This window comes from Marinobacter sp. DSM 26671, assembly GCF_900112835.1.
GTDB classification, from domain to species: Bacteria; Pseudomonadota; Gammaproteobacteria; order Pseudomonadales; family Oleiphilaceae; genus Marinobacter; species Marinobacter flavimaris.
Genome location: NZ_FONF01000006.1, coordinates 188,045 through 206,513, shown reverse-complemented (window position 1 = coordinate 206,513; position 18,469 = coordinate 188,045). Strand labels below are relative to the sequence as shown.

The 18,469-nt window shown below is 59.9% G+C and carries 18 protein-coding genes; 15 read left to right on the top strand and 3 right to left on the bottom strand.

Features of this window, described 5'->3' with window-relative positions; translation table 11 throughout:
- Nucleotides 1-16: 16 nt before the first annotated feature.
- Nucleotides 17-676, top strand: a complete 660-nt coding sequence (locus BM035_RS09145; protein WP_008177124.1) for an energy-coupling factor ABC transporter permease — start codon at nt 17-19, stop codon at nt 674-676.
- A gap of 11 nt (nt 677-687) precedes the next feature.
- On the opposite strand, the gene BM035_RS09140 is transcribed toward BM035_RS09145, so the two are convergent.
- From BM035_RS09140 to BM035_RS09130, 3 genes are all read right to left on the bottom strand, one after another.
- Nucleotides 688-2,760 (bottom strand): GGDEF and EAL domain-containing protein, encoded by a 2,073-nt coding sequence (locus BM035_RS09140; protein ID WP_092031279.1) that lies wholly within the window; start codon nt 2,758-2,760, stop codon nt 688-690.
- 225 nt (nt 2,761-2,985) lie between these two features.
- Nucleotides 2,986-3,516 (bottom strand): response regulator transcription factor, encoded by a 531-nt coding sequence (locus BM035_RS09135; protein WP_014579097.1) that lies wholly within the window; start codon nt 3,514-3,516, stop codon nt 2,986-2,988.
- Nucleotides 3,513-4,784, bottom strand: coding sequence for a sensor histidine kinase (locus tag BM035_RS09130; RefSeq protein ID WP_092031276.1), 1,272 nt, complete (start codon nt 4,782-4,784; stop codon nt 3,513-3,515). The genes BM035_RS09135 and BM035_RS09130 overlap by 4 nt, the downstream gene beginning before the upstream one ends.
- Nucleotides 4,785-4,922: 138 nt before the next feature.
- On the opposite strand from BM035_RS09130, the gene BM035_RS09125 reads away from it, so the two are divergent.
- The 14 genes from BM035_RS09125 to BM035_RS09060 all read left to right on the top strand — a co-directional run bounded on the left by BM035_RS09125 (nt 4,923) and on the right by BM035_RS09060 (nt 18,402).
- Nucleotides 4,923-6,932, top strand: a complete 2,010-nt coding sequence (locus BM035_RS09125; protein ID WP_254775447.1) for a TonB-dependent receptor domain-containing protein — start codon at nt 4,923-4,925, stop codon at nt 6,930-6,932.
- Nucleotides 6,933-7,191: 259 nt separating this feature from the next.
- Nucleotides 7,192-8,640 carry a YfcC family protein gene (locus BM035_RS09120; protein ID WP_008177132.1) on the top strand — a complete coding sequence of 483 codons (1,449 nt, stop codon included), beginning with the start codon at nt 7,192-7,194 and terminating at the stop codon, nt 8,638-8,640.
- A gap of 36 nt (nt 8,641-8,676) precedes the next feature.
- Entirely contained in the window at nt 8,677-9,906 is a 1,230-nt protein-coding gene (locus BM035_RS09115) for an arginine deiminase (protein ID WP_008177134.1), read from the top strand.
- Nucleotides 9,907-9,924: 18 nt separating this feature from the next.
- Nucleotides 9,925-10,926, top strand: a complete 1,002-nt coding sequence (locus BM035_RS09110; RefSeq protein ID WP_092031274.1) for an ornithine carbamoyltransferase — start codon at nt 9,925-9,927, stop codon at nt 10,924-10,926.
- Between the two features lies 1 nt (nt 10,927).
- Nucleotides 10,928-11,836 (top strand): carbamate kinase, encoded by a 909-nt coding sequence (gene arcC, locus BM035_RS09105; protein WP_092031271.1) that lies wholly within the window; start codon nt 10,928-10,930, stop codon nt 11,834-11,836.
- Between the two features lie 12 nt (nt 11,837-11,848).
- Entirely contained in the window at nt 11,849-13,240 is a 1,392-nt protein-coding gene (atpD, locus tag BM035_RS09100; RefSeq protein ID WP_092031268.1) for a F0F1 ATP synthase subunit beta, read from the top strand.
- Complete coding sequence (locus tag BM035_RS09095; RefSeq protein ID WP_092031265.1) at nt 13,237-13,647, top strand: ATPase; 411 nt, start codon at nt 13,237-13,239, stop codon at nt 13,645-13,647. Before atpD ends, BM035_RS09095 begins: the two co-directional genes overlap by 4 nt.
- Nucleotides 13,644-13,955: an AtpZ/AtpI family protein gene (locus tag BM035_RS09090; RefSeq protein WP_092031263.1), complete on the top strand. Its 312-nt coding sequence runs from the start codon at nt 13,644-13,646 to the stop codon at nt 13,953-13,955. Before BM035_RS09095 ends, BM035_RS09090 begins: the two co-directional genes overlap by 4 nt.
- On the top strand, nt 13,942-14,238 hold the full coding sequence (locus BM035_RS09085; protein ID WP_254775446.1) for an ATP synthase subunit I: 297 nt from the start codon (nt 13,942-13,944) through the stop codon (nt 14,236-14,238). The genes BM035_RS09090 and BM035_RS09085 overlap by 14 nt, the downstream gene beginning before the upstream one ends.
- Nucleotides 14,238-14,933, top strand: a complete 696-nt coding sequence (locus BM035_RS09080; RefSeq protein ID WP_092031260.1) for a F0F1 ATP synthase subunit A — start codon at nt 14,238-14,240, stop codon at nt 14,931-14,933. The genes BM035_RS09085 and BM035_RS09080 overlap by 1 nt, the downstream gene beginning before the upstream one ends.
- Nucleotides 14,930-15,217 carry a F0F1 ATP synthase subunit C gene (locus BM035_RS09075; RefSeq protein WP_064229208.1) on the top strand — a complete coding sequence of 96 codons (288 nt, stop codon included), beginning with the start codon at nt 14,930-14,932 and terminating at the stop codon, nt 15,215-15,217. Before BM035_RS09080 ends, BM035_RS09075 begins: the two co-directional genes overlap by 4 nt.
- 3 nt (nt 15,218-15,220) lie before the next feature.
- Nucleotides 15,221-15,988 (top strand): F0F1 ATP synthase subunit B family protein, encoded by a 768-nt coding sequence (locus tag BM035_RS09070; protein WP_092031258.1) that lies wholly within the window; start codon nt 15,221-15,223, stop codon nt 15,986-15,988.
- The gene (locus BM035_RS09065) at nt 15,981-17,516 is read left to right on the top strand and encodes a F0F1 ATP synthase subunit alpha (protein ID WP_092031256.1); all 1,536 of its coding nucleotides are present in this window, start codon (nt 15,981-15,983) and stop codon (nt 17,514-17,516) included. Before BM035_RS09070 ends, BM035_RS09065 begins: the two co-directional genes overlap by 8 nt.
- Nucleotides 17,500-18,402, top strand: a complete 903-nt coding sequence (locus tag BM035_RS09060) for a F0F1 ATP synthase subunit gamma (protein WP_092031255.1) — start codon at nt 17,500-17,502, stop codon at nt 18,400-18,402. Before BM035_RS09065 ends, BM035_RS09060 begins: the two co-directional genes overlap by 17 nt.
- Nucleotides 18,403-18,469: the final 67 nt, after the last annotated feature.

Sequence of the window (18,469 nt, the reverse complement as noted above, 5' to 3'; positions counted from 1 at the left end):
CTGCGGTACGTTCACTATGGGCATGACTGAAAATCTGCTATCCACCAGCCAGTGGATCATCACGCTGCTGCTTTTTCTGGTAATTCTTGTCCGGGCGGTGCGCTCCATTGACTGGCCAGCCTTACGAAAGGACAACGCGCTCCAGCATTCGTTCTTCGGCGCGGCCGTGGTGCTCGGATTCGTCTGGCAGTTGAGGGCAGGCATTTCTCCCGGCCTGGCCATCCACATTTTCGGGATCACGGTGATAACGCTGATGCTGGGGTGGGCGCTTGCGGTGCTGGCGGGATTGCTGGCGCTGGTGATCACGGTCATTACCGGACGAGAACCCCTGATCATGTTTGCGGCCAACGGGCTGATTACCGTGATGGTGCCTGCCATTGTCAGCCACGGAATCATGCTCTGGGAACGCCGGCGGGATTTCCGGAATTTCTTCGCCTATATCTTCTTCTGCGGGTTCTTCGGGGCCGGCATTTCCGTGGCAGCCGCCGGTGGTGTCATGTGCCTCATGCTATGGAGCAGTGGCGTCTACACGTTTGACCAACTGGTGCATGAGTACATCCGTTACCTGCCGTTGTTCATGATTCCCGAAGGGTTCGTGAACGGCACTTTTGTGACTGGCCTCATGGTCTTCCATCCGGACCGGTTGACCACGCTGGACCAGAGACGCTACCGGTAGAGCTTTCCGGCTCAGAGGCCCTTGCCACTGGCGACGGCGGTGCTGAGCAGGTCGCCGGCCTTGCCGGAACGGGCCCTATGCTGCCATTTCCTTGCCCAGCCCAGCACCTCGGTTGCCGGCATGGGGCGGGCGATCCCGTAGCCCTGCACGAAATTGCATCCCATCTGCCTGAGTGTCCGGGCGTGTTCCATGGTTTCAACGCCTTCGGCCAGAACCGGGTGGGCGAACCGCTGGGCCAGGAAGATCACGCTCTCAACGATGGCGCGGTCGCCGGCATCCTCAAGCATGTTGCGAACAAAACTCTGGTCGATCTTGATGATGTCCACCGGAAGCGTACGCAGGTAGGTCAGGGATGAGAAACCGGTGCCAAAATCGTCCAGCGCCACCTGAAGGCCGAGGCTCTGGCAGCGCGCCAGAACGTTGCTGGCTCGCTGGGTGTCCTCCAGTGCAGTCGATTCAAGAACCTCCAGCGTGATATGGCCGGGTGCCACCTCCGGGTGGCTGTGCAGGTAACTCTCCAGGTAGTCGGCAAATGAGCGGTCCATCAGGTGCGGAGCGCTGATGTTAATGCTGATCGCCAGATTCTCTCCCGCTTCCTTCCAGGCGTTCATCTGGTGAATGGCTTCTTTCAATACCCACTGTCCCAGTGGTACTTCAAGGTGACTGTTCTCGACAATCGGCAGAAATTCGCCCGGTGAAACCAGCCCTTTCTGGGGGTGGTTCCAGCGGATCAGCGCCTCAAAACCGAAAAGCTCGCAATCGGTGACACGGATCTGGGGCTGGAAAAACAGCTCGAATTCCTCGTTTTCCAGGGCCCTGGAGATTTCCATCAACTGATTGCGCCGGTTCCGGCGATGCTCGTCCAGGCCGGGATCGAACAAGTGATACTGATTGCGGCCTTTTTCCTTGGCGGAGTACATGGCCTGATCGGCATGCCGAATCAGACCTTCGGCGTCTGATCCATCTTCCGGGTAGCGGGTAATGCCGAGGCTGGCCGTGAGTGAAACATTCTGATCGCCCACCGTTACCGGATCGCCGACGGTGGCCAGAATGCGCTGATAAACCGCTTCGTGGTTGTCATCGCCCTGCAGCAGGAGGACAAATTCGTCGCCACCGATCCGGGCAACGGTGTCGCCGCTGCGCAGCGCACGGGTCAGTCGCTCGGCCAGGGTGCGCAGGGTCTGGTCACCGGCCGACTGCCCCCATTTGTCATTGATACCCTTGAAGCCGTCGAGGTCCAGATAGCACACCGACACGCTGCGATGTTGCCGGTCGGCGTGGCTGCGGGCTGTGCGCAGTCGCTCTTCCAGCAACTGGCGGTTGGGCAGGCCGGTCAGATCGTCGTAGTTGGCCGCCCGGTCGAGTTCGCGCGCATGGTTCTTGAGTGCGGTGATGTCCGAGAAGGCCGCCACATGGTAATACTGCCCGGGTTCTTCCAGATGCACGCGGCTGATGGATAGCAGTTCCACAAACTCTTCACCGTTTTTCCGGCGGTTCCAGATTTCGCCCCGCCAGTGGTCGGTTTTCTCGATGGTACGCCACATGGACCGGTAGTATTCCCCGGAATGTCGGCCGGAGCTGAGAATCGCCGGGTTGAGGCCCAGAACCTCCTGCCGGCTATAGCCGGTAATCCGCGAAAACGCAGGATTCACATCCAGGATCCGGTTCGACTGGTCGGTGATCAGGATGGCTTCGTGGCTGCGGTCGAACACGCTGGCCGCGATCCGCAGGCCCCGCTCGCTGTTCTTCCTGTCGGAGATGTTGTTCTGAATGGCGATATAACCAGGGTCAACGCCCTGCTCTGTACCTATCGGAACGCAATAGGTATGCACCCAGTAGGGCTGTCCGGCTTTGGTGTAGTGAAGAATGTCTTCTTCAATGATTTCGGCCCGATGCAGCTTCTGGTTAATGCGCTTGATGGTTTCGGGGTCGGTGTCCGGCCCGTAAAGCACTTCCTTTGGGAGGCATCCGCGCACCTCCTCAAGCTGATACCCCGTGTGTTCCTCAAAGCTGGGGTTAACCCATTCAATGCGGCCGGCATCATCCAGCATCACCAGAAAATTGGGCGTAACCGCCGCAACCATGGCCAGGCGCTTGGGGTCGATGTCTGAGGGTGGTGTACCGTCGTGGGGGATCTGGGCATGAGAGTCAGTAACGTGTACTCCGGTGTGTAAATTTACGAACTCTCCTCCCGTGAGACCTGTCGCAAATGTCGGGCATGCTACCGGAATAGCTCTGAAAAACCATGGGTAAATGGTCTAGGTGAATTGATAAATGTCAGTTTTGCGCCAAATACCTATGGGTATCGGTCAGCGCCAGCGCGAGTGCTTCTGGAGCTTTCGTTGCAGGGTACGTCGATGCATGTTCAGGGCGCGGGCGGTGGCAGAGACGTTGCCCTCGTTTTCGTTGAGAACCCGCTGGATGTGCTCCCACTCCATTTCCTCGACCGAGGGCGGCTCCGCCCGGAGATCCGGCGGCGCATCAATCGGCTCGAATCCGGCCAGCAGCTGGTTGACCGTTACCGGTTTGCACAGATAGTTCACCGCGCCGCGGCGCATGGCTTCGACCGCCGTGGCGATACTGCCGTAACCGGTCAGCACCAGGATTTCCAGATCCGGATGCATGTCCAGAATCTCTGGCAGAAGCTGCAGGCCGCTTTCGCCTGCCAGGTTCAGATCCAGTACGCACCGGTGAAAGGTTCCCTCCAGCAGGGCGGTTTTTGCTTCCTGATGCCCGTGGGCAAGCTTCGCTTCGATGCCCTGGCGTCCGAGTGAGCGCTGAAGCACCTGCAGAAAGGCGTCATCGTCATCAATAAGCAGCCACGCCTGTTGTTTGCTCACGCCTGTTCTCCCGCTAGGCCGTTGGTCGCTGCCGTTATCGGCAGCTCTATGATGATGGTGGTACCGTCCGCACTACCCCGGGCTTTCAGTGTGCCTCCAAGACGCTGGATGGTGGCGTTGGAAAGGAAAAGGCCAACTCCGAGCCCATTCTCCGAACTGACTACCTTGTCCCCGAGCGTACCTTCCGGGGTGGATTCCAGGCCATCACCATGGTCCTCGACAACCAGCTCCAGCCGGCCATCGGCACCCTCACTGGCTGCAACGGCGACCCAGGACGGGCTGGCTGTTACTGCGTTGGCCAACACATTCAGAACGGCCTGATCAAGGGTGGCGTCCACGGCAACCGGGCAGTCCGGCACAGGCTGACGCCATTCAATGGCGGCACCCGGCCAAAGCAGGGTAGCGGATTCCCGAAGACGTGCCACCCAGTCCCGGGCTGGCAGGGTTTCCAGTTGCGCGGTCTTGGCCTGCACGGCCGCCGAAGACAGCTGTTGCAGGTGGGTCGTGCACAGGCCCAGTTGACTTTCCATCAGTGCGAGGTCGTCGGTGATGGGGTCGCCGACCGGGGCAGCGGATTTCATTTCCTCCACCAGCAGCGTCATGGTGTTCAGCGGCGTCCCCAGGCGATGTGCCACTGCAGCAGCCGACAGTCCGAGGGCGATGATCTGCTCATCTCGCAGCCGGGTTTCCCGTATCTGTGCGAGCTGGGCCTGTTGCTGGCGCAGGCGACGTGCCAGGGCACCGACAACCAGCAGCAGGATGGCAGCGGTTGTGGCGAAGGTCACCCACATGCCGACCAGGTGTAACTGGGCCAGGTTGGCGTTGTGATGTCCATGGGTGACCGGCGTATGCCAGATCACCAGGGAGGTATAAACCGCAACGCCGGCGACGGTAACGGCAATGCTCTGGCCCAGTGGCACCAGCACAATGGCAACGGCGATAGGCAGCAGCAACAGAGAAACCAGGGGGTTGGTATAGCCGCCCGTCAGGTAAAGCCAGACTCCGATCAAAAGCAAATCGACAATCAGCACCAGGCTGACGGCCTGTGTCGAGCGCGGTGGGCGACGGGTAAACCAGAGCCAGGCCAGGGTTGCCATAACCCCATAGGCTAGGGGCAGGATAACCGCTTCAGCCCGATGGGCCAGGGTTACCATGGTTTCCGCCACGGCGATCGAAATAAGCTGCAGCGCAACAATAGCCAGACGCATGCCCAGCAGATAGCGGGCAGTCTGTTGAAATCCGGTCTGTGAGTGGGTCAGCCATTCCATAGCGGGCATTCTAGCGTTTTTTTCCATCGGGATACGCGGTAATACCTCCGAGGGGATGCGGCATTTGGTCTCAGGCGCTGACGCCGGCTGATGTTTATGATTGGCGCCAACTATCAGAGCTGGTCAGGATGAGGTTGTATGGCGACGGTAATTGGAACGCGTTTCATCGGATTGTGTGCTGCGGGATTGGTTTCTTTGCCCGCCGGAGTGTTGGCCCAGGAGAGTTCTCCCGACTTGCCGGTCATTCATGTTACTGAGGGGCAGAGCATAGACGAGGCCTCGAGTACGTTGGCTTCAGAGCCCGTTGAACGTTTGTCCTCTGATCCCTCAGTGTCGCTCTCCCGAATGGGAGGTCGCGGCCTGGAACCGGTGATTCGTGGTCAAAGCCAGGAGCGGGTGGATGTGCTTCTGGACGGTATTCGCGTTGAAGGGGCCTGCCCGAATCGCATGGATCCCCCAACCAGTCGCCTGAGTTCGGCACTGGCGCCCTTGCTCGAGCTGCGCACCAGTAACCAGACCCTTCGCTGGGGCCCGATCACCGGTGGCCAGATTATTGCCACCACAGCAGCGCCTGTCTTCGATGATTCCGCCACCACAGGTCATTTGACGGTGGGCGGCGCGGACAACGGCAATGGCAAACTGGTCAATGGCAGTGCCGCAGTGGGGAGTGACAGTGCCTGGCTTCGGCTCGCAGGCGGTTACGACGAGGCGGACGATTACGAGGACGGCGATGGCAACGAAGTGCGCAGCGCCTACAAGAACTCTGAGGCCCGCCTCGATGCCGCGTGGAAGGCGGATAACGGGTTCTATATCAAAGGCCTGGTAAGCCGTCAGGAGGAGCGGGACGTGAAATACGCCGGCTCCGGCATGGATGCGCCGAAAACCGATACCGACATCATGCGACTGGAGCTGGGCTCGCCCGTGGCCAACGGCAACTGGAACCTGCTGGCCTGGCAGGCCGATGTTGATCACATCATGGATAATTTCAGTCTCCGTGAGTCCATGATGAAAATGCTGACCGATTCCGAGACCGAAACCCGGGGCCTCCGTCTGACCCTGGATCAGAGTCCGGATGCCAGAACAGACTGGGCCATTGGTGCGGATGTCGAGACCAATAACTGGCACGCCGAACGGTTTGGCGGCGCGAATCTGGATACGCTGACGTCGGTACTCTGGCCCGACGTGGATCGAGACCGTTTCGGCCTCTTCGCTGAGCGCTTCTACCGGGTAACCCCGGCGTTAAAACTGGGTGGTGGCGTGCGCTACGATCGCGTGGAAATGTCCGCTGGGGCCGCCGATCAGGTGTTTGGTAGTGGCATGATGGCCATGTCTGCCGCCGATGCCTACGAGGCGATCTACGGCACTACCAACACCGATGCGAGCGATGACAACTTCAGTGGCTTTGTAAGCAGCGATTGGCGGTTTTCCCCCATCCAGTCGCTGGTGGTTACGGCAAGCCATAGCGTCCGCAGCCCGGGCGTGACTGAACGCTACATTGCCAGCTGGAACAATATGGATCCGGCAAGACGCTGGGTAGGCAACCCTTCTCTCGACCCTGAGACGCATCGCAAGGTGGAAGTGGCGATGCCTGGCCAGAGCAACGGCTGGCACTGGCGCCCGGCCGTGTGGGTGGATCAGGTGGATGACTTCGTCCTGCGCACTCGCAATGTGGATCAGGTCAGCGTCTACCGCAATATCGATGCGCGGCTGATGGGTGTTGAGGCTCAGCTTGGGTGGAGCAACGGCACCTGGAGCACCAACAGCAGTCTGGCCTCGGTACGAGGTGAAAACCGTGACGAAAACAAACCCCTGCCGCAGATTCCGCCGGTGCAGTTTATTCAGACTCTTGGCTGGCAGCACATGGGGCATGGCATTGAACTGGAGTGGGTGCTGGCCCGCCGACAGGACCGGGTGGATCTGGAATCCGGCCAGGATCCCGGCACCTCGCCAGGCTACGGCGTGCTGAACCTGTCCGGGAGCCACCCGCTCGCCGACTATCTGAGCATCAGCTGGGCAGTGGATAACCTGTTCGACAATACCTGGGCGCCCCACGTTAGCAGGGCCAATACTGATCCATTCAATCCCGAAGCCGTAAGAGTTAATGAGCCTGGCAGGACCCTGCGTGCCGCACTGACAGCCAGGTGGTAAGACCTTGCATGGCGGTTACCCGCTTCTCATAGCCGGCGGGTGACATTCTTGCCCCGAGTGGAAACAACTCCTCCACCCGGGGCTTTTTTATGGTTGATTAAAAATTGCGCTATCTCAATTCAGGAAGCGGCGGGCTGCACTATGCTGGCCTCATGCAGATCTGAACCAGTGGCCATCAGCCGCTGAGGCTGTGTTTGGCTCCTTGAGGTTCCCGGAAGGAACCTGTCTGCACAATGCGATTCACGAAAGGAGACGCATCGTGACTGAAGACGAAAAATTGCCAGAAAACCCTGAAACCGACCTTGCTTCCCGATTCCCCACCGCCTACACGATTCTTTTCGGCCTGATTATTCTGGTGGCCGCGCTGACCTGGCTGATTCCGGCCGGGCAGTATGAGCGCGCCATGAATGAAGAGGTTGGTCGGGAAGTGGCGGTTCCGGGCACCTACCAGACCGTTGATCCGAATCCCCAGGGGTTCGTTGATGTCCTGATGGCACCCACAGCCGGGTTCTACGACCCCGACAGTTACGTTGCCAATGCCATCGATGTCGCCATGTTTATACTGTTCCTGGGTGGTTTCCTCGGTGTGATGAATGCGACCGGAGCTATTGATACCGGCATTCGCAGCGCGATGCGGCATCTGAAAGGCCATGAGATCTGGATGATTCCGATACTGATGGTGCTCTTCGCCATCGGTGGCACCACCTACGGCATGGCAGAGGAGACCCTGGCTTTTTACGCCATTCTGATTCCCGTGATACTTGCGGCCGGCTACGACGCCGTTACAGGCGTTGCCATCATCCTGATCGGAGCGGGGATCGGCGTGTTGGGTTCAACCATCAACCCGTTCGCCACGGTGATTGCAGCCAATGCTGCTGGAATACCGTTCACCGACGGCATCGTGCTGCGTTTTATTCTGCTGATCGGCGGCCTGTTGATCTGTATCGGCTACGTTATGCGATATGCCCATCGCGTAAAAACCGACCCCTCGCGCTCGGTGGTGGCAAAGCAATGGGCAGCGCACAAGAAACTGTTTCTGCAGGGAGGTGACCAGGAGATTCACAGCGCCACCCTGACAACCACCCAGATTATTGCACTGGTTATCTTTGCCCTGACCTTTGCCGTGATGATCTGGGGTGTGTCATCCCAGGGCTGGTGGATGGCCCGGATGGGCTCTCTGTTCTTTGGTGCCGCCATTGTGATCGGCATCATTGCACGACTGGGTGAAAAGAAACTGACCGGCAGTTTTGTCGATGGTGCCCGGGATCTCCTCGGGGTTGCGCTGGTGGTCGGCCTGGCCCGCGGCATTGTGGTGATCATGGAACAGGGCATGATCGCCGATACCATCCTGCACAGCGCCGAAACCTCGCTGGGTGGCCTGCCGGAACTGGCCTTTATCAACCTGATGTTCTGGATCGAGGTGGGCATGAGTTTCTTCGTGCCGTCGTCCTCTGGCCTGGCCGTCCTGTCCATGCCGATCCTCGCGCCGCTGGCGGATTTTGCCAACGTCGGGCGGGATCTGGTGGTAACTGCCTACCAGTCTGCCAACGGCCTGGTGAACCTGATCAATCCCACCTTCGCGGTGGTGGTTGGCGGGCTTGCCATCGGGCGCGTGTCCTACGATCGCTGGCTGGCCTTTATCTGGCCCTTACTGCTCATTCTGACCGTGTTTATCACTGTGGTTATCAGCGTCGGCACACTTTTGTAACACCCGCTGTAACCCTGCGACAAAAGGAGTTTTGTCATGTCTGAACAAACACTTGGAGTGCACTCTGAGACCGGGACTCTGCGCCAGGTCATCATCTGCCGGCCGGGGCTGGCGCACCGGCGGTTGACGCCGTCCAACTGCGATGCCCTGTTGTTCGATGATGTGTTCTGGGTCAAGCAGGCCCAGAAAGATCATGACGTGTTTGCCAGCGTGATGCGTGGTCGGGGCGTGGAGGTGCTGGATGTCAACGAGTTGCTGGCGGAAACGCTGGCCATTCCCGAGGGACGTGCCTGGATTCTCGATCACAGGATCAACTGGAACCACATCGGCGTGGGCATGGTGTCGGACCTGCGCGCCTGGATGGATGAACTGCCCGAAAAGGCGCTCGCCGAATTCCTGATCGGTGGCCTGGAGGTAGGGGATCTGCCATTCGATCCCGTTGGACTGTTCGGCAACCACCTCGGACGTTTCGGATTCGTGCTGCCGCCACTGCCCAATTTCCTGTTCACCCGGGACAACAGCGCCTGGGTTTATGGCGGGGTCACCCTGAACCCGATGTACTGGGTTGCCCGCAAGCCCGAAACCCTGCTGATGGCCGCTATCTACCGATTCCACCCGAAATTCGCCGGCAAGGTGAACGTGCACTGGGGCGATCCTCTGGAAGACCATGGCCTGGCCACCCTGGAGGGTGGGGACATCATGCCGCTGGGGAACAGAACGGTTCTGGTAGGCATGGGCGAGCGATCCTCTCCCCAGGCCATCGGGCAACTGTCAAAAGCACTCTTTGATGGCGGAATGGTGGATCGGGTAATCGCCTGTCAGCTCCCCAAAACCCGGTCGGCCATGCACCTGGATACCGTGTTTACCTTCTGTGGTGGCAACGTGGTCACTGCCTTCAAGGAAGTGGCCGATGCCGTGATCTGCTACGACCTGCGCCCCGGTGAGGGAGCAAAAACACTGGCGTTCAATCAGGACTCGCGACATCTGTTTGAGGTGGTCGCGGAAATCCTCGGCTATCCGGCCCTGGAAGTTGTAGCAACGGGTGGCGATACCCCGGAAGAACGTGAGCGGGAACAGTGGAACGACGGCAACAATGTGCTGGCCCTGAGCCCGGGTGTTGTTGTCGGTTACGACCGCAACGACGATACCAACGCGGCGCTTTCGGCGGCGGGCATCGAAGTTCTGGCAATACCCGGCGCCGAGCTGGGCCGTGGCCGGGGCGGCGGTCGGTGCATGAGTTGCCCGACCATCCGGGACGCTATCTGACAGCCAGGGAGAAACGCTATGGCATTCAATCTCAAGAACCGACACTTCCTTACCCTGCGGGATTTCAGTCCCAGGGAAATCGCTTTTTTGCTGAAGCTGTCTGCGGATCTGAAGACGGCCAAGTACGCGGGCACCGAAGTGCCCAAGCTCGAAGGCAAGGACATCGCCCTGATCTTCGAGAAGAACTCCACGCGTACCCGGGTCGGGTTCGAAGTTGCCGCCTTCGACCAGGGGGCGCGGGTAACCTACCTGGGGCCGACCGGAACCCACATTGGCCATAAGGAATCGGTTAAGGACACCGCCCGGGTTCTTGGCCGGGTTTACGATGCCATTGAGTATCGGGGGTTCGGACAATCGGTTGTGGAAGAGCTGGCACAGTACGCCGGCGTGCCGGTCTACAACGGGCTCACCAATGAATTTCACCCCACCCAGATATTGGCGGATTTCCTGACCATGCAGGAGCATGTGGAAAAGCCGTTGCGGGATGTGGCCTACGTGTTCATTGGCGATGCCGCCAACAACATGGGCGACAGCCTGCTGATTGGTGGCGCCAAGATGGGCATGGACGTGCGCTTGTGCGCACCAAAAGCCTGCTGGCCTGGCCAGGCCGTTCAGGACGAGGCCCAGGCGCTGGCGGCTGAAACCGGAGCCCGCATCACCATCACGGAGGATGTTGACGCCGCCGTTGCGGGAGTCGATTTCGTCTATACCGATGTCTGGGTCTCGATGGGCGAGCCAAAGGAAAAATGGGCCGAACGGATCAAACTGCTGATGCCTTACCAGGTGAATGCGGCCTTGATGGCCAAGACCGGCAATCCGCGGGCGCGGTTCATGCACTGTCTGCCGGCCTTTCACAACACCGAAACCGTGGTGGGCAAGGAGATTCAGGAGACCTATGGCATTGACGCCATGGAGGTGACTGAAGAGGTTTTCGAAAGCCCCGCTTCGATTGTTTTCGATCAGGCCGAGAACCGCATGCACACCATCAAGGCCGTCCTCGTGGCGACCCTGGGAGGCTGACATGCTGGTTGTGGCAGCGTTGGGGGGGAATGCCCTCCTGAAACGCGGGGAGCCGCTGACTGCGGAGGTTCAGCGCAACAATGTGCAGATTGCGGCCCGATCGCTGGCCGCGGTTGTCCGGGCCGGCCACGACCTGGTGGTTACCCATGGCAACGGGCCCCAGGTGGGGCTGCTGGCTTTACAGGGCGCCTCCTACAAACCGGATGAGGCTTACCCGCTGGATGTCCTGGGAGCGGAAACCGAGGGCATGATCGGCTATATGATCGAACAGGAGCTGGAGAACGCCCTGGAACATGACCGGCCTGTCGCAACCTTGCTGACCCAGGTCGTGGTGGATCCCAGAGACCCGGCTTTTGAAAAGCCCACCAAGTTTGTGGGCCCGGTCTATGACCGTGAAGAAGCAGAGCGCCGGGCAGCCGCTGCGGGCTGGAGCATTGCGCCGGACGGCGACAAATGGCGCCGGGTGGTGCCTTCTCCTAAGCCCCTGGAAATACCGGACATGCGCGTACTGAAGTTGCTGCTCGACCAGGGCGTGGTTGTGGTGTGTGCCGGGGGTGGCGGAATACCGGTGCTGCGCAGGGACGACGGCAGCATGGTCGGCATTGAGGCGGTCATCGACAAGGATGCCGCCAGTGCCTTGTTGGCCAGGCAACTGGGTGCGGACGCGTTGCTCCTGCTAACGGATGTTGAGGCGGTCTACCGGGATTTCGGGACCGACCGGTCAACGGCGCTTTCGGAATTGACAGTGTCAGAGGCACGGGCCCTGGAGATGCCTGCCGGCTCCATGGGTCCGAAACTGCAGGCCGCCTGCGATTTTGCCCAGGCTGGCGGGATCAGCGGCATCGGGCGCCTCCAGGATGCCGTGGCTATACTTGAGGGATCGGCGGGCACTCGAGTGTCGGCCAAATAAAAGGCATTTGTCATGAGGCACAACGAGTCTCTGGATACCTTGCAGGATGCCGGTAAAGGTACCGTGGTGGCCATCCGTGGTGGTGTGGTGAGCGTCAGGTTTCCGGAGCCGGTACCCCAGATACGCGAGCTTCTCTATGCCGGCAAGATTGCGCTTGAGGTGGCCGCGCTTGAAGACCGGGGTGTGGTCCGCTGCATGGCACTGGCTCCGGTAAAGGGGCTCGGCCTGGGTATGCCGGTTCGGGCAACCGGCTCACCGATCACGGTGCCGGTGGGTGATGCCATTCTCGGAAGGATGCTGAATGTGTTTGGTGCGCCGGTCGACAATCAGCCTGTGCCGGCTACCAGCGACCGCCGCGCGATTCATCAGCTCCCACCCCTGCTGGAAGATCGCGTGGTTCGTAGCCAGATCCTCGAAACCGGCATCAAGGCCATTGACCTGTTATCGCCTATAGAGCGTGGCGGCAAAACCGGTCTGTTCGGGGGTGCCGGTGTCGGCAAGACGGTGCTGATTACCGAACTGATCAATAACACCGTTCAGCAGCACAAGGGCGTTAGCCTGTTTTGCGGCATTGGTGAGCGTTCCAGGGAAGCGCAGGAGCTTTATCGGGAAATGGGTGAGGCTGGCGTGCTCGAGAACACCGTCATGCTGTTCGGCCAGATGAACGAGGTTCCAGGGGTCCGGTTCCTGATCGGCAAGACCGCTCTGACCATGGCGGAATATTTCCGCGATGAACAGCATCGGGATGTGCTTTTGCTGATCGACAATATTTTCCGCTTTGTCCAGGCGGGCTCGGAAGTCTCCGGGCTGCTTGGGCGTATGCCTTCCAGGGTTGGCTATCAGCCCACCCTGGCGACCGAGTTGGCCGAGCTGGAGGAACGAATCACCTCCACCCACAGTGCCGCGATTACCTCGGTTCAGGCGGTGTATGTGCCAGCGGACGACTTCACGGACCCTGCAGCCGCCCATATCTTCTCGCACTTGTCCGGCTCTGTGGTGCTGTCCCGCAAACGGGCCAGTGAGGGGCTTTACCCGGCGATTGATCCCCTGGCGTCTTCATCGGTCATGCTCACACCGTCGGTGGTCGGCCAACGGCATTACGACATTGCGCGGGCGGTGCGAAGAACCCTGGCCGAGTACGAAGAGTTGCGGGACATCATTGCCATGCTGGGCATCGAGGAACTCTCGGCGGCCGACCGGCTCACCGTTGCCCGTGCGCGCCGGCTCGAGCGATTCCTGACCCAGCCGTTTTTCACCACGGCCGCTTTTACCGGTGCCGAAGGCAAGCGCGTGACCATTGAGGAGACACTCACAGGCTGTGAAACCATCCTGGAACAGACGGAATTCGAACAGAACGAGAGTGAGTACTACATGATTGGCGCACTGCCTGAGGTGGTGGTGTGAGCCTGGCTGAAGCAATGGAGGTCTGCCTTCGGCTGCCGACCCGGATGCTCTATCAGGGCAAGGCCCGCAAGCTGTTCGCCGTTGCCGAAAACGGAGCTTTCGGGATGCTGCCCAACCACATTGATTTTGTCACCTCTCTGGTGCCGTCGGTCCTGATTCTGACTCTGGAGGATGGTCGTGAGCAGATCTTCGGCATTGATGAGGGCATTCTCGTGAAGCAGGGCCACAAAGTGGACATTGCGATCCGGCGAGGCGCCAAGGGTGAGGATCTGGACACCCTTCAGGAGAGTGTCAGAAAGGAATTTATTGAGGTGGATGAAGACGAACGCGTGGCCCGGTCCGCCCTGTCCAGGCTGGAGGCTGGCATGGTGCGCCGGTTCGCCGACCTGCAACGGCCCAAGCCATGAATCCGCAGCGTGGTGCACCGGAGGACGACATAGGGCGTCGGGCCCGACGCTTGAAGAAGGCCAGGGAGAATCCGGGTGTCAGCCCGCTGCGTGGTCTGGGGGCCTTCGGGATGATCGGCTGGTCCATTGCGGTGCCGACCGTCGGTGGTGCCTTTCTGGGGCTTTGGCTGGATCGCACCCTGCCGCAGGATTTCCCCTGGGTGCTTGCCTTGATTCTGGGTGGGGTGACTGTGGGTGGTTTCATTGCCTGGGCGTGGATCGGCAGGGAAGGCAAGGAAGAGGAGGAGCAGGACCATGATGATCATTGACTGGCCGGATGTGCTTTGGGGATTTGGTGCCGGCGTGGCTGTGAGCATTCTTTATTTCGCCGGCCTGGCAGCGAGTGTGCGTTTTGCTCTGGGCTCTTCCAGACCATCAGCGGTGCTTTTACCCAGTGCCGTGGTGCGCATCGGACTGCTCCTGGCGGTGGGTTGGTTGGTAACAGGGGGCGGAACCCTGCCATGGGCTTTCGCAGGCTACGGGGCGGCGTTTTTTCTGGTGCGCTACCTGGCGACTTTCCTGGCACGAATACCGCACCCGGAGGAAGTCTGATGAAGCTGACGCCCGATGAAACAACGCTTTTCACGGTCTGGGGCCTGGATATCAATGAGACCGTGGGCTTTACCTGGATCGTCATGATCCTGCTGACCCTCACCTCCATCATTATTACCCGGAATTTGCGTCCGGATGTGCCACCGAACCGCTGGCGCACCACGCTGGAAGTGATTGTGACGGCGATTCAGAGCCAGATCGAGGAAATCTCGCCGCGAGCCTCTCGCCATGTGCTCTATTTTTCCGGAACGCTGTTCCTGTTTATTGCATTTTCGAACCTCCTGCTCGTTGTGCCGGGATTCGCGCCCCCAACGGCCTCGCTTTCCACCACGGCGGCTCTGGCTCTATCGGTGTTGATTGCCGTGCCCCTGTTCGGGATTACCCGGCAGGGTATCGGCGGTTATCTGAAAACCTACGTGCAGCCCTCTGTGGTGATGCTGCCGTTCAATATCATCAGCGAATTCTCGCGCGGTATATCCCTGGCCATACGCCTGTATGGCAACGTCATGAGCGGTGCGGTGATCGCCGGCATCCTGTTGGGCGTTGCGCCGTTCTTTTTTCCTGTGGTCATGGACGTGCTCGGGCTGCTGACGGGTCTGATCCAGGCTTACATATTCGCCATTCTGGCGACGGTTTATATCTCATCGGCGACAGCCACCGCTGGAAAGCCTCCAAGCAAGGAGAAAGACGAATGAGTGACTTTGCCCTGATTGCCGCGGTTTCCATTCTGACCGCCGGCCTGTCCGTGGCTTTTGGTGCAATCGGTCCGGCTCTCGGCGAGGGCCGGGCTGCGGCGGCGGCCCTTGCCGCCATTGCCCAGCAGCCGGATTCTGCCTCCACTTTGTCGCGAACCCTGTTCGTCAGCCTGGCCATGATCGAGTCTACGGCCATCTACTGTTTTGTTGTGGCGATGATTGTCCTGTTTGCCAATCCGTTCTGGGATCAGGCAATGCAGGCCGCCCAGTCGGCGGCAGGTTGAATCATGTCTGTTGACTGGGTCACGGTGCTTGCCCAGATCGGCAATTTCCTAGTGCTGGTCTGGCTTCTGAAGCGTTTTCTGTACAAGCCCATCCTGAATGGAATCGATGCCCGTGAGTCCGAGATCGCAGCACGGATGGGGGAAGCGGAAATAGCGCAGAAGCAGGCCTCAGCGGCCGAAGCTGCGTTTCTGGAGCAGAAGCGGGCACTGCTGGTCGACCACTCCGAACAGGTGGAGCGTATTCGTCAGCAGGCGGAAAAAGAGAAAGACACTCTGCTCGCCGCCACGCGGGAGAGCCTGGAACGGGAAAAACAGGAATGGCAGGCACATCTGAATTCAGAGCGGGACCGATTTATCAGTGAGTTGCACCTGGCCAGCGCCGAAACACTTTACCAACTGGTGCGACGGGCCCTGCGCGATCTGGCGGATGAGGATCTCGAGGAGCGTATTGGGCTGCATGTGATCGGAAAGCTGAAATCCATGAAGCCGGAGCTGGTCTCCGCCGCTGGCAACGCGGAACAGGCGGTTGCCACCACTCACGAGCCGCTCCCGGACAGAACACAGGAAAAGATTCGAACGGCGTTGGCAGGCCTGGCTCCGGACCTTGAGTTGGGTTTCACAACGGATCCCGGTCAGGCTCCGGGGCTGATCCTGCGTATTGGCAGCGTTCAGGTGGCCTGGACGGTCGACAGTTATACCGATGAGCTGACCGCTATGTTATCCGAACGCTTGGCGTCGGGTGGGACCGGATGGATGCAAAATCATGGCTGAGAAACCGTCCTTTACTCCGGCCAGGAACTTTTTGGGCGCCTTAATGGACGGCCCGACGCCTGCCCCTGCGCTGACCGAAGTGGGCACGGTTGCCGAGGTTGGTGACGGTATTGCTGTTGTCTCTGGCCTTGCCCGGGCACTTGCTGACGAGTTGCTGGTGTTCGCTTCGGGTGTCCGGGGTGTGGTGCTGGATCTGGAGCCGGATCGACTGGGCGTGATTTTGCTGGGGCCTTCTGATCGGGTCACCTCGGGAGAGGATGTCTGGCGAACCCATAAAGTATTCAGTGTACCGGTGGGCACGGGCCTTATCGGCCGCATTCTCGATGCCACCGGAAGCCCGCGTGACGGTAAGGGGGCTGTAGTGTCGACCGCTGAGCGACCGGTGGAGGCCAGCGCGCCCGGCATACTGAGCCGGGCTCCGGTGAACCGACCGCTGGCCACCGGTATCAAGGTCATTGATGGTGCGGTCCCGATCGGTCTGGGCCAGAGGGAGCTTATCATTGGGGACCGACAGACCGGAAAAACGTCCATTGCTATCGATACGATTCTCAACCAGGCCCGCTCAGACGTACTGAGCATTTACTGTGCAATCGGCCAGCGCGGAGACGCGGTTGCCCGAGTTATTGAAACCCTGCGGAAAGCCGGCCGTCTGGCGAGCACCATTGTTGTTGCGGCCGGGGATGAGGACGCGCCCGGGCTGGCCTATGTCGCACCCTACGCAGCGATGACGATGGCGGAATACTTTTCCGACCAGGGGCGGGATGTACTGGTGGTTTTCGACGATCTTACCCACCATGCCCGCTCCTATCGGGAACTGTCTCTGCTTCTGCGCCGCCCGCCGGGCCGGGAAGCTTTTCCCGGGGATATCTTCTATGTACATGCCAGATTGCTGGAGCGGGCCGGTCAATTCACCGCAGAAGCCGGGGGTGGTTCCATTACCGCCTTGCCGGTTGTCGAAACCCAGGCAGAGAATCTCTCCGCCTACATTCCGACGAATCTCATTTCGATTACCGACGGACAGATCTACCTGTCCCCCAGGCTGGTGCGAAAAAACCAGTTCCCTGCGGTGGATATCGGGCTTTCCGTGTCCAGGGTCGGAGGCAAGGCCCAGCATCGGGCGTTCCGGGAGGTGGCAGGAAATCTACGTGTCACCCTGTCCCAGTTCGAGGAGCTGGAGGATTTTGCCCGATTCGGAACCCGCCTGGACGACAACACCAGGGCCCGTCTGACCCGCGGGGCAGCGGTCCGGACCGCATTGCGGCAGCCCGAGCGGGATCCCATGCCGGCTGTCGAGCAGCTTCTGGTATTGATGGCTGCCCTGGAAGGGCTGCTCGATGGCCTTTCAGAGAACGAAGTTGCCGAGACCATGATCAGGATGCGCAACAGTGTGGGTGACTCCCTGAAAGATGTAGACGAGCGTATTCGACAGAATCGTTCGCTGGAGGAAGCGGAAAAGCAAAGCCTGTTGCGGGTGGCCAGGACAGCCCTGGCACTGTCAGGAGAGGATCGTCATGGCCCAGACGCTTGAAACCCTGTCCAGGCGGACGGACACCCTTGGCAGCATTCGCAGCATTGTTCATACCATGAAAACCATGTCTGCGATCAATGCAGTGCCCTATGAGCATGCCGCCCGATCCATTGAGTCCTATCACCAGACCGTGCTGGACGGTCTGCGGGCATTTGTCGCGAAAACCGGGCCTGTGTCGGTGCCGGACGTCGCTCAGGCCGAACGGCTGTTGGTGGTGTTCGGTTCCGATCACGGTTTGTGCGGCAATTACAACGAAATACTCGCAGAAAGCGCAAGGTCGGAGTCATTGAAGGCCGGTAGCCCGGCCCGTGTTCTTTGCGTGGGTGCCCGCATGGGCGATGCGCTCGGCGATCAGGGCATCCGCCCGGAGTTTACCTTCCTGCCGCCGGCATCGGCCGATGGCATCGGACGTCTGGCCAGCGACATAGTGACGCGACTGGACGAAATCGGGGGTGGCGATGTGCATAACAGGATCGCTGTGACCCTGGTGTTCACCCGACGAGCCGACAAAGGACAACGTGAACCGGAAATAAGCCAGTTGCTGCCGCTGGAGCCCGCGTTGTTGTCAGGTTCCGGGGCGTCTGGCTGGCACTCCCGCTCCCTTGCCGATTACACGATGCCGCCAGCCCCATTGTTCGCGGCGCTGCTGCGTAACCACATATTTGCCAGCGTTTTCCGCGCGTCGGCCGAAGCGATGGTTACGGAGAACGCGGCCCGGCTGGCCCTGATGCAACAGGCGGAGCAGGCGGTTGATGACCGGCTTGAAGAGGTGGGCGGTCAGTTCCGATTGGTACGGCAGGACGAAATAACCAACGAACTGATGGACATTATTGTTGGCTTTGAGGCCCTCAAGAAGCCATCCGTCGTGCATTCCAGCAGTTCGTAGAATGCTCTCGGCTCCCATTTTTGATAACCTTTAGGTATTATCTAATAACCTGAATTGGAGGTGCGCA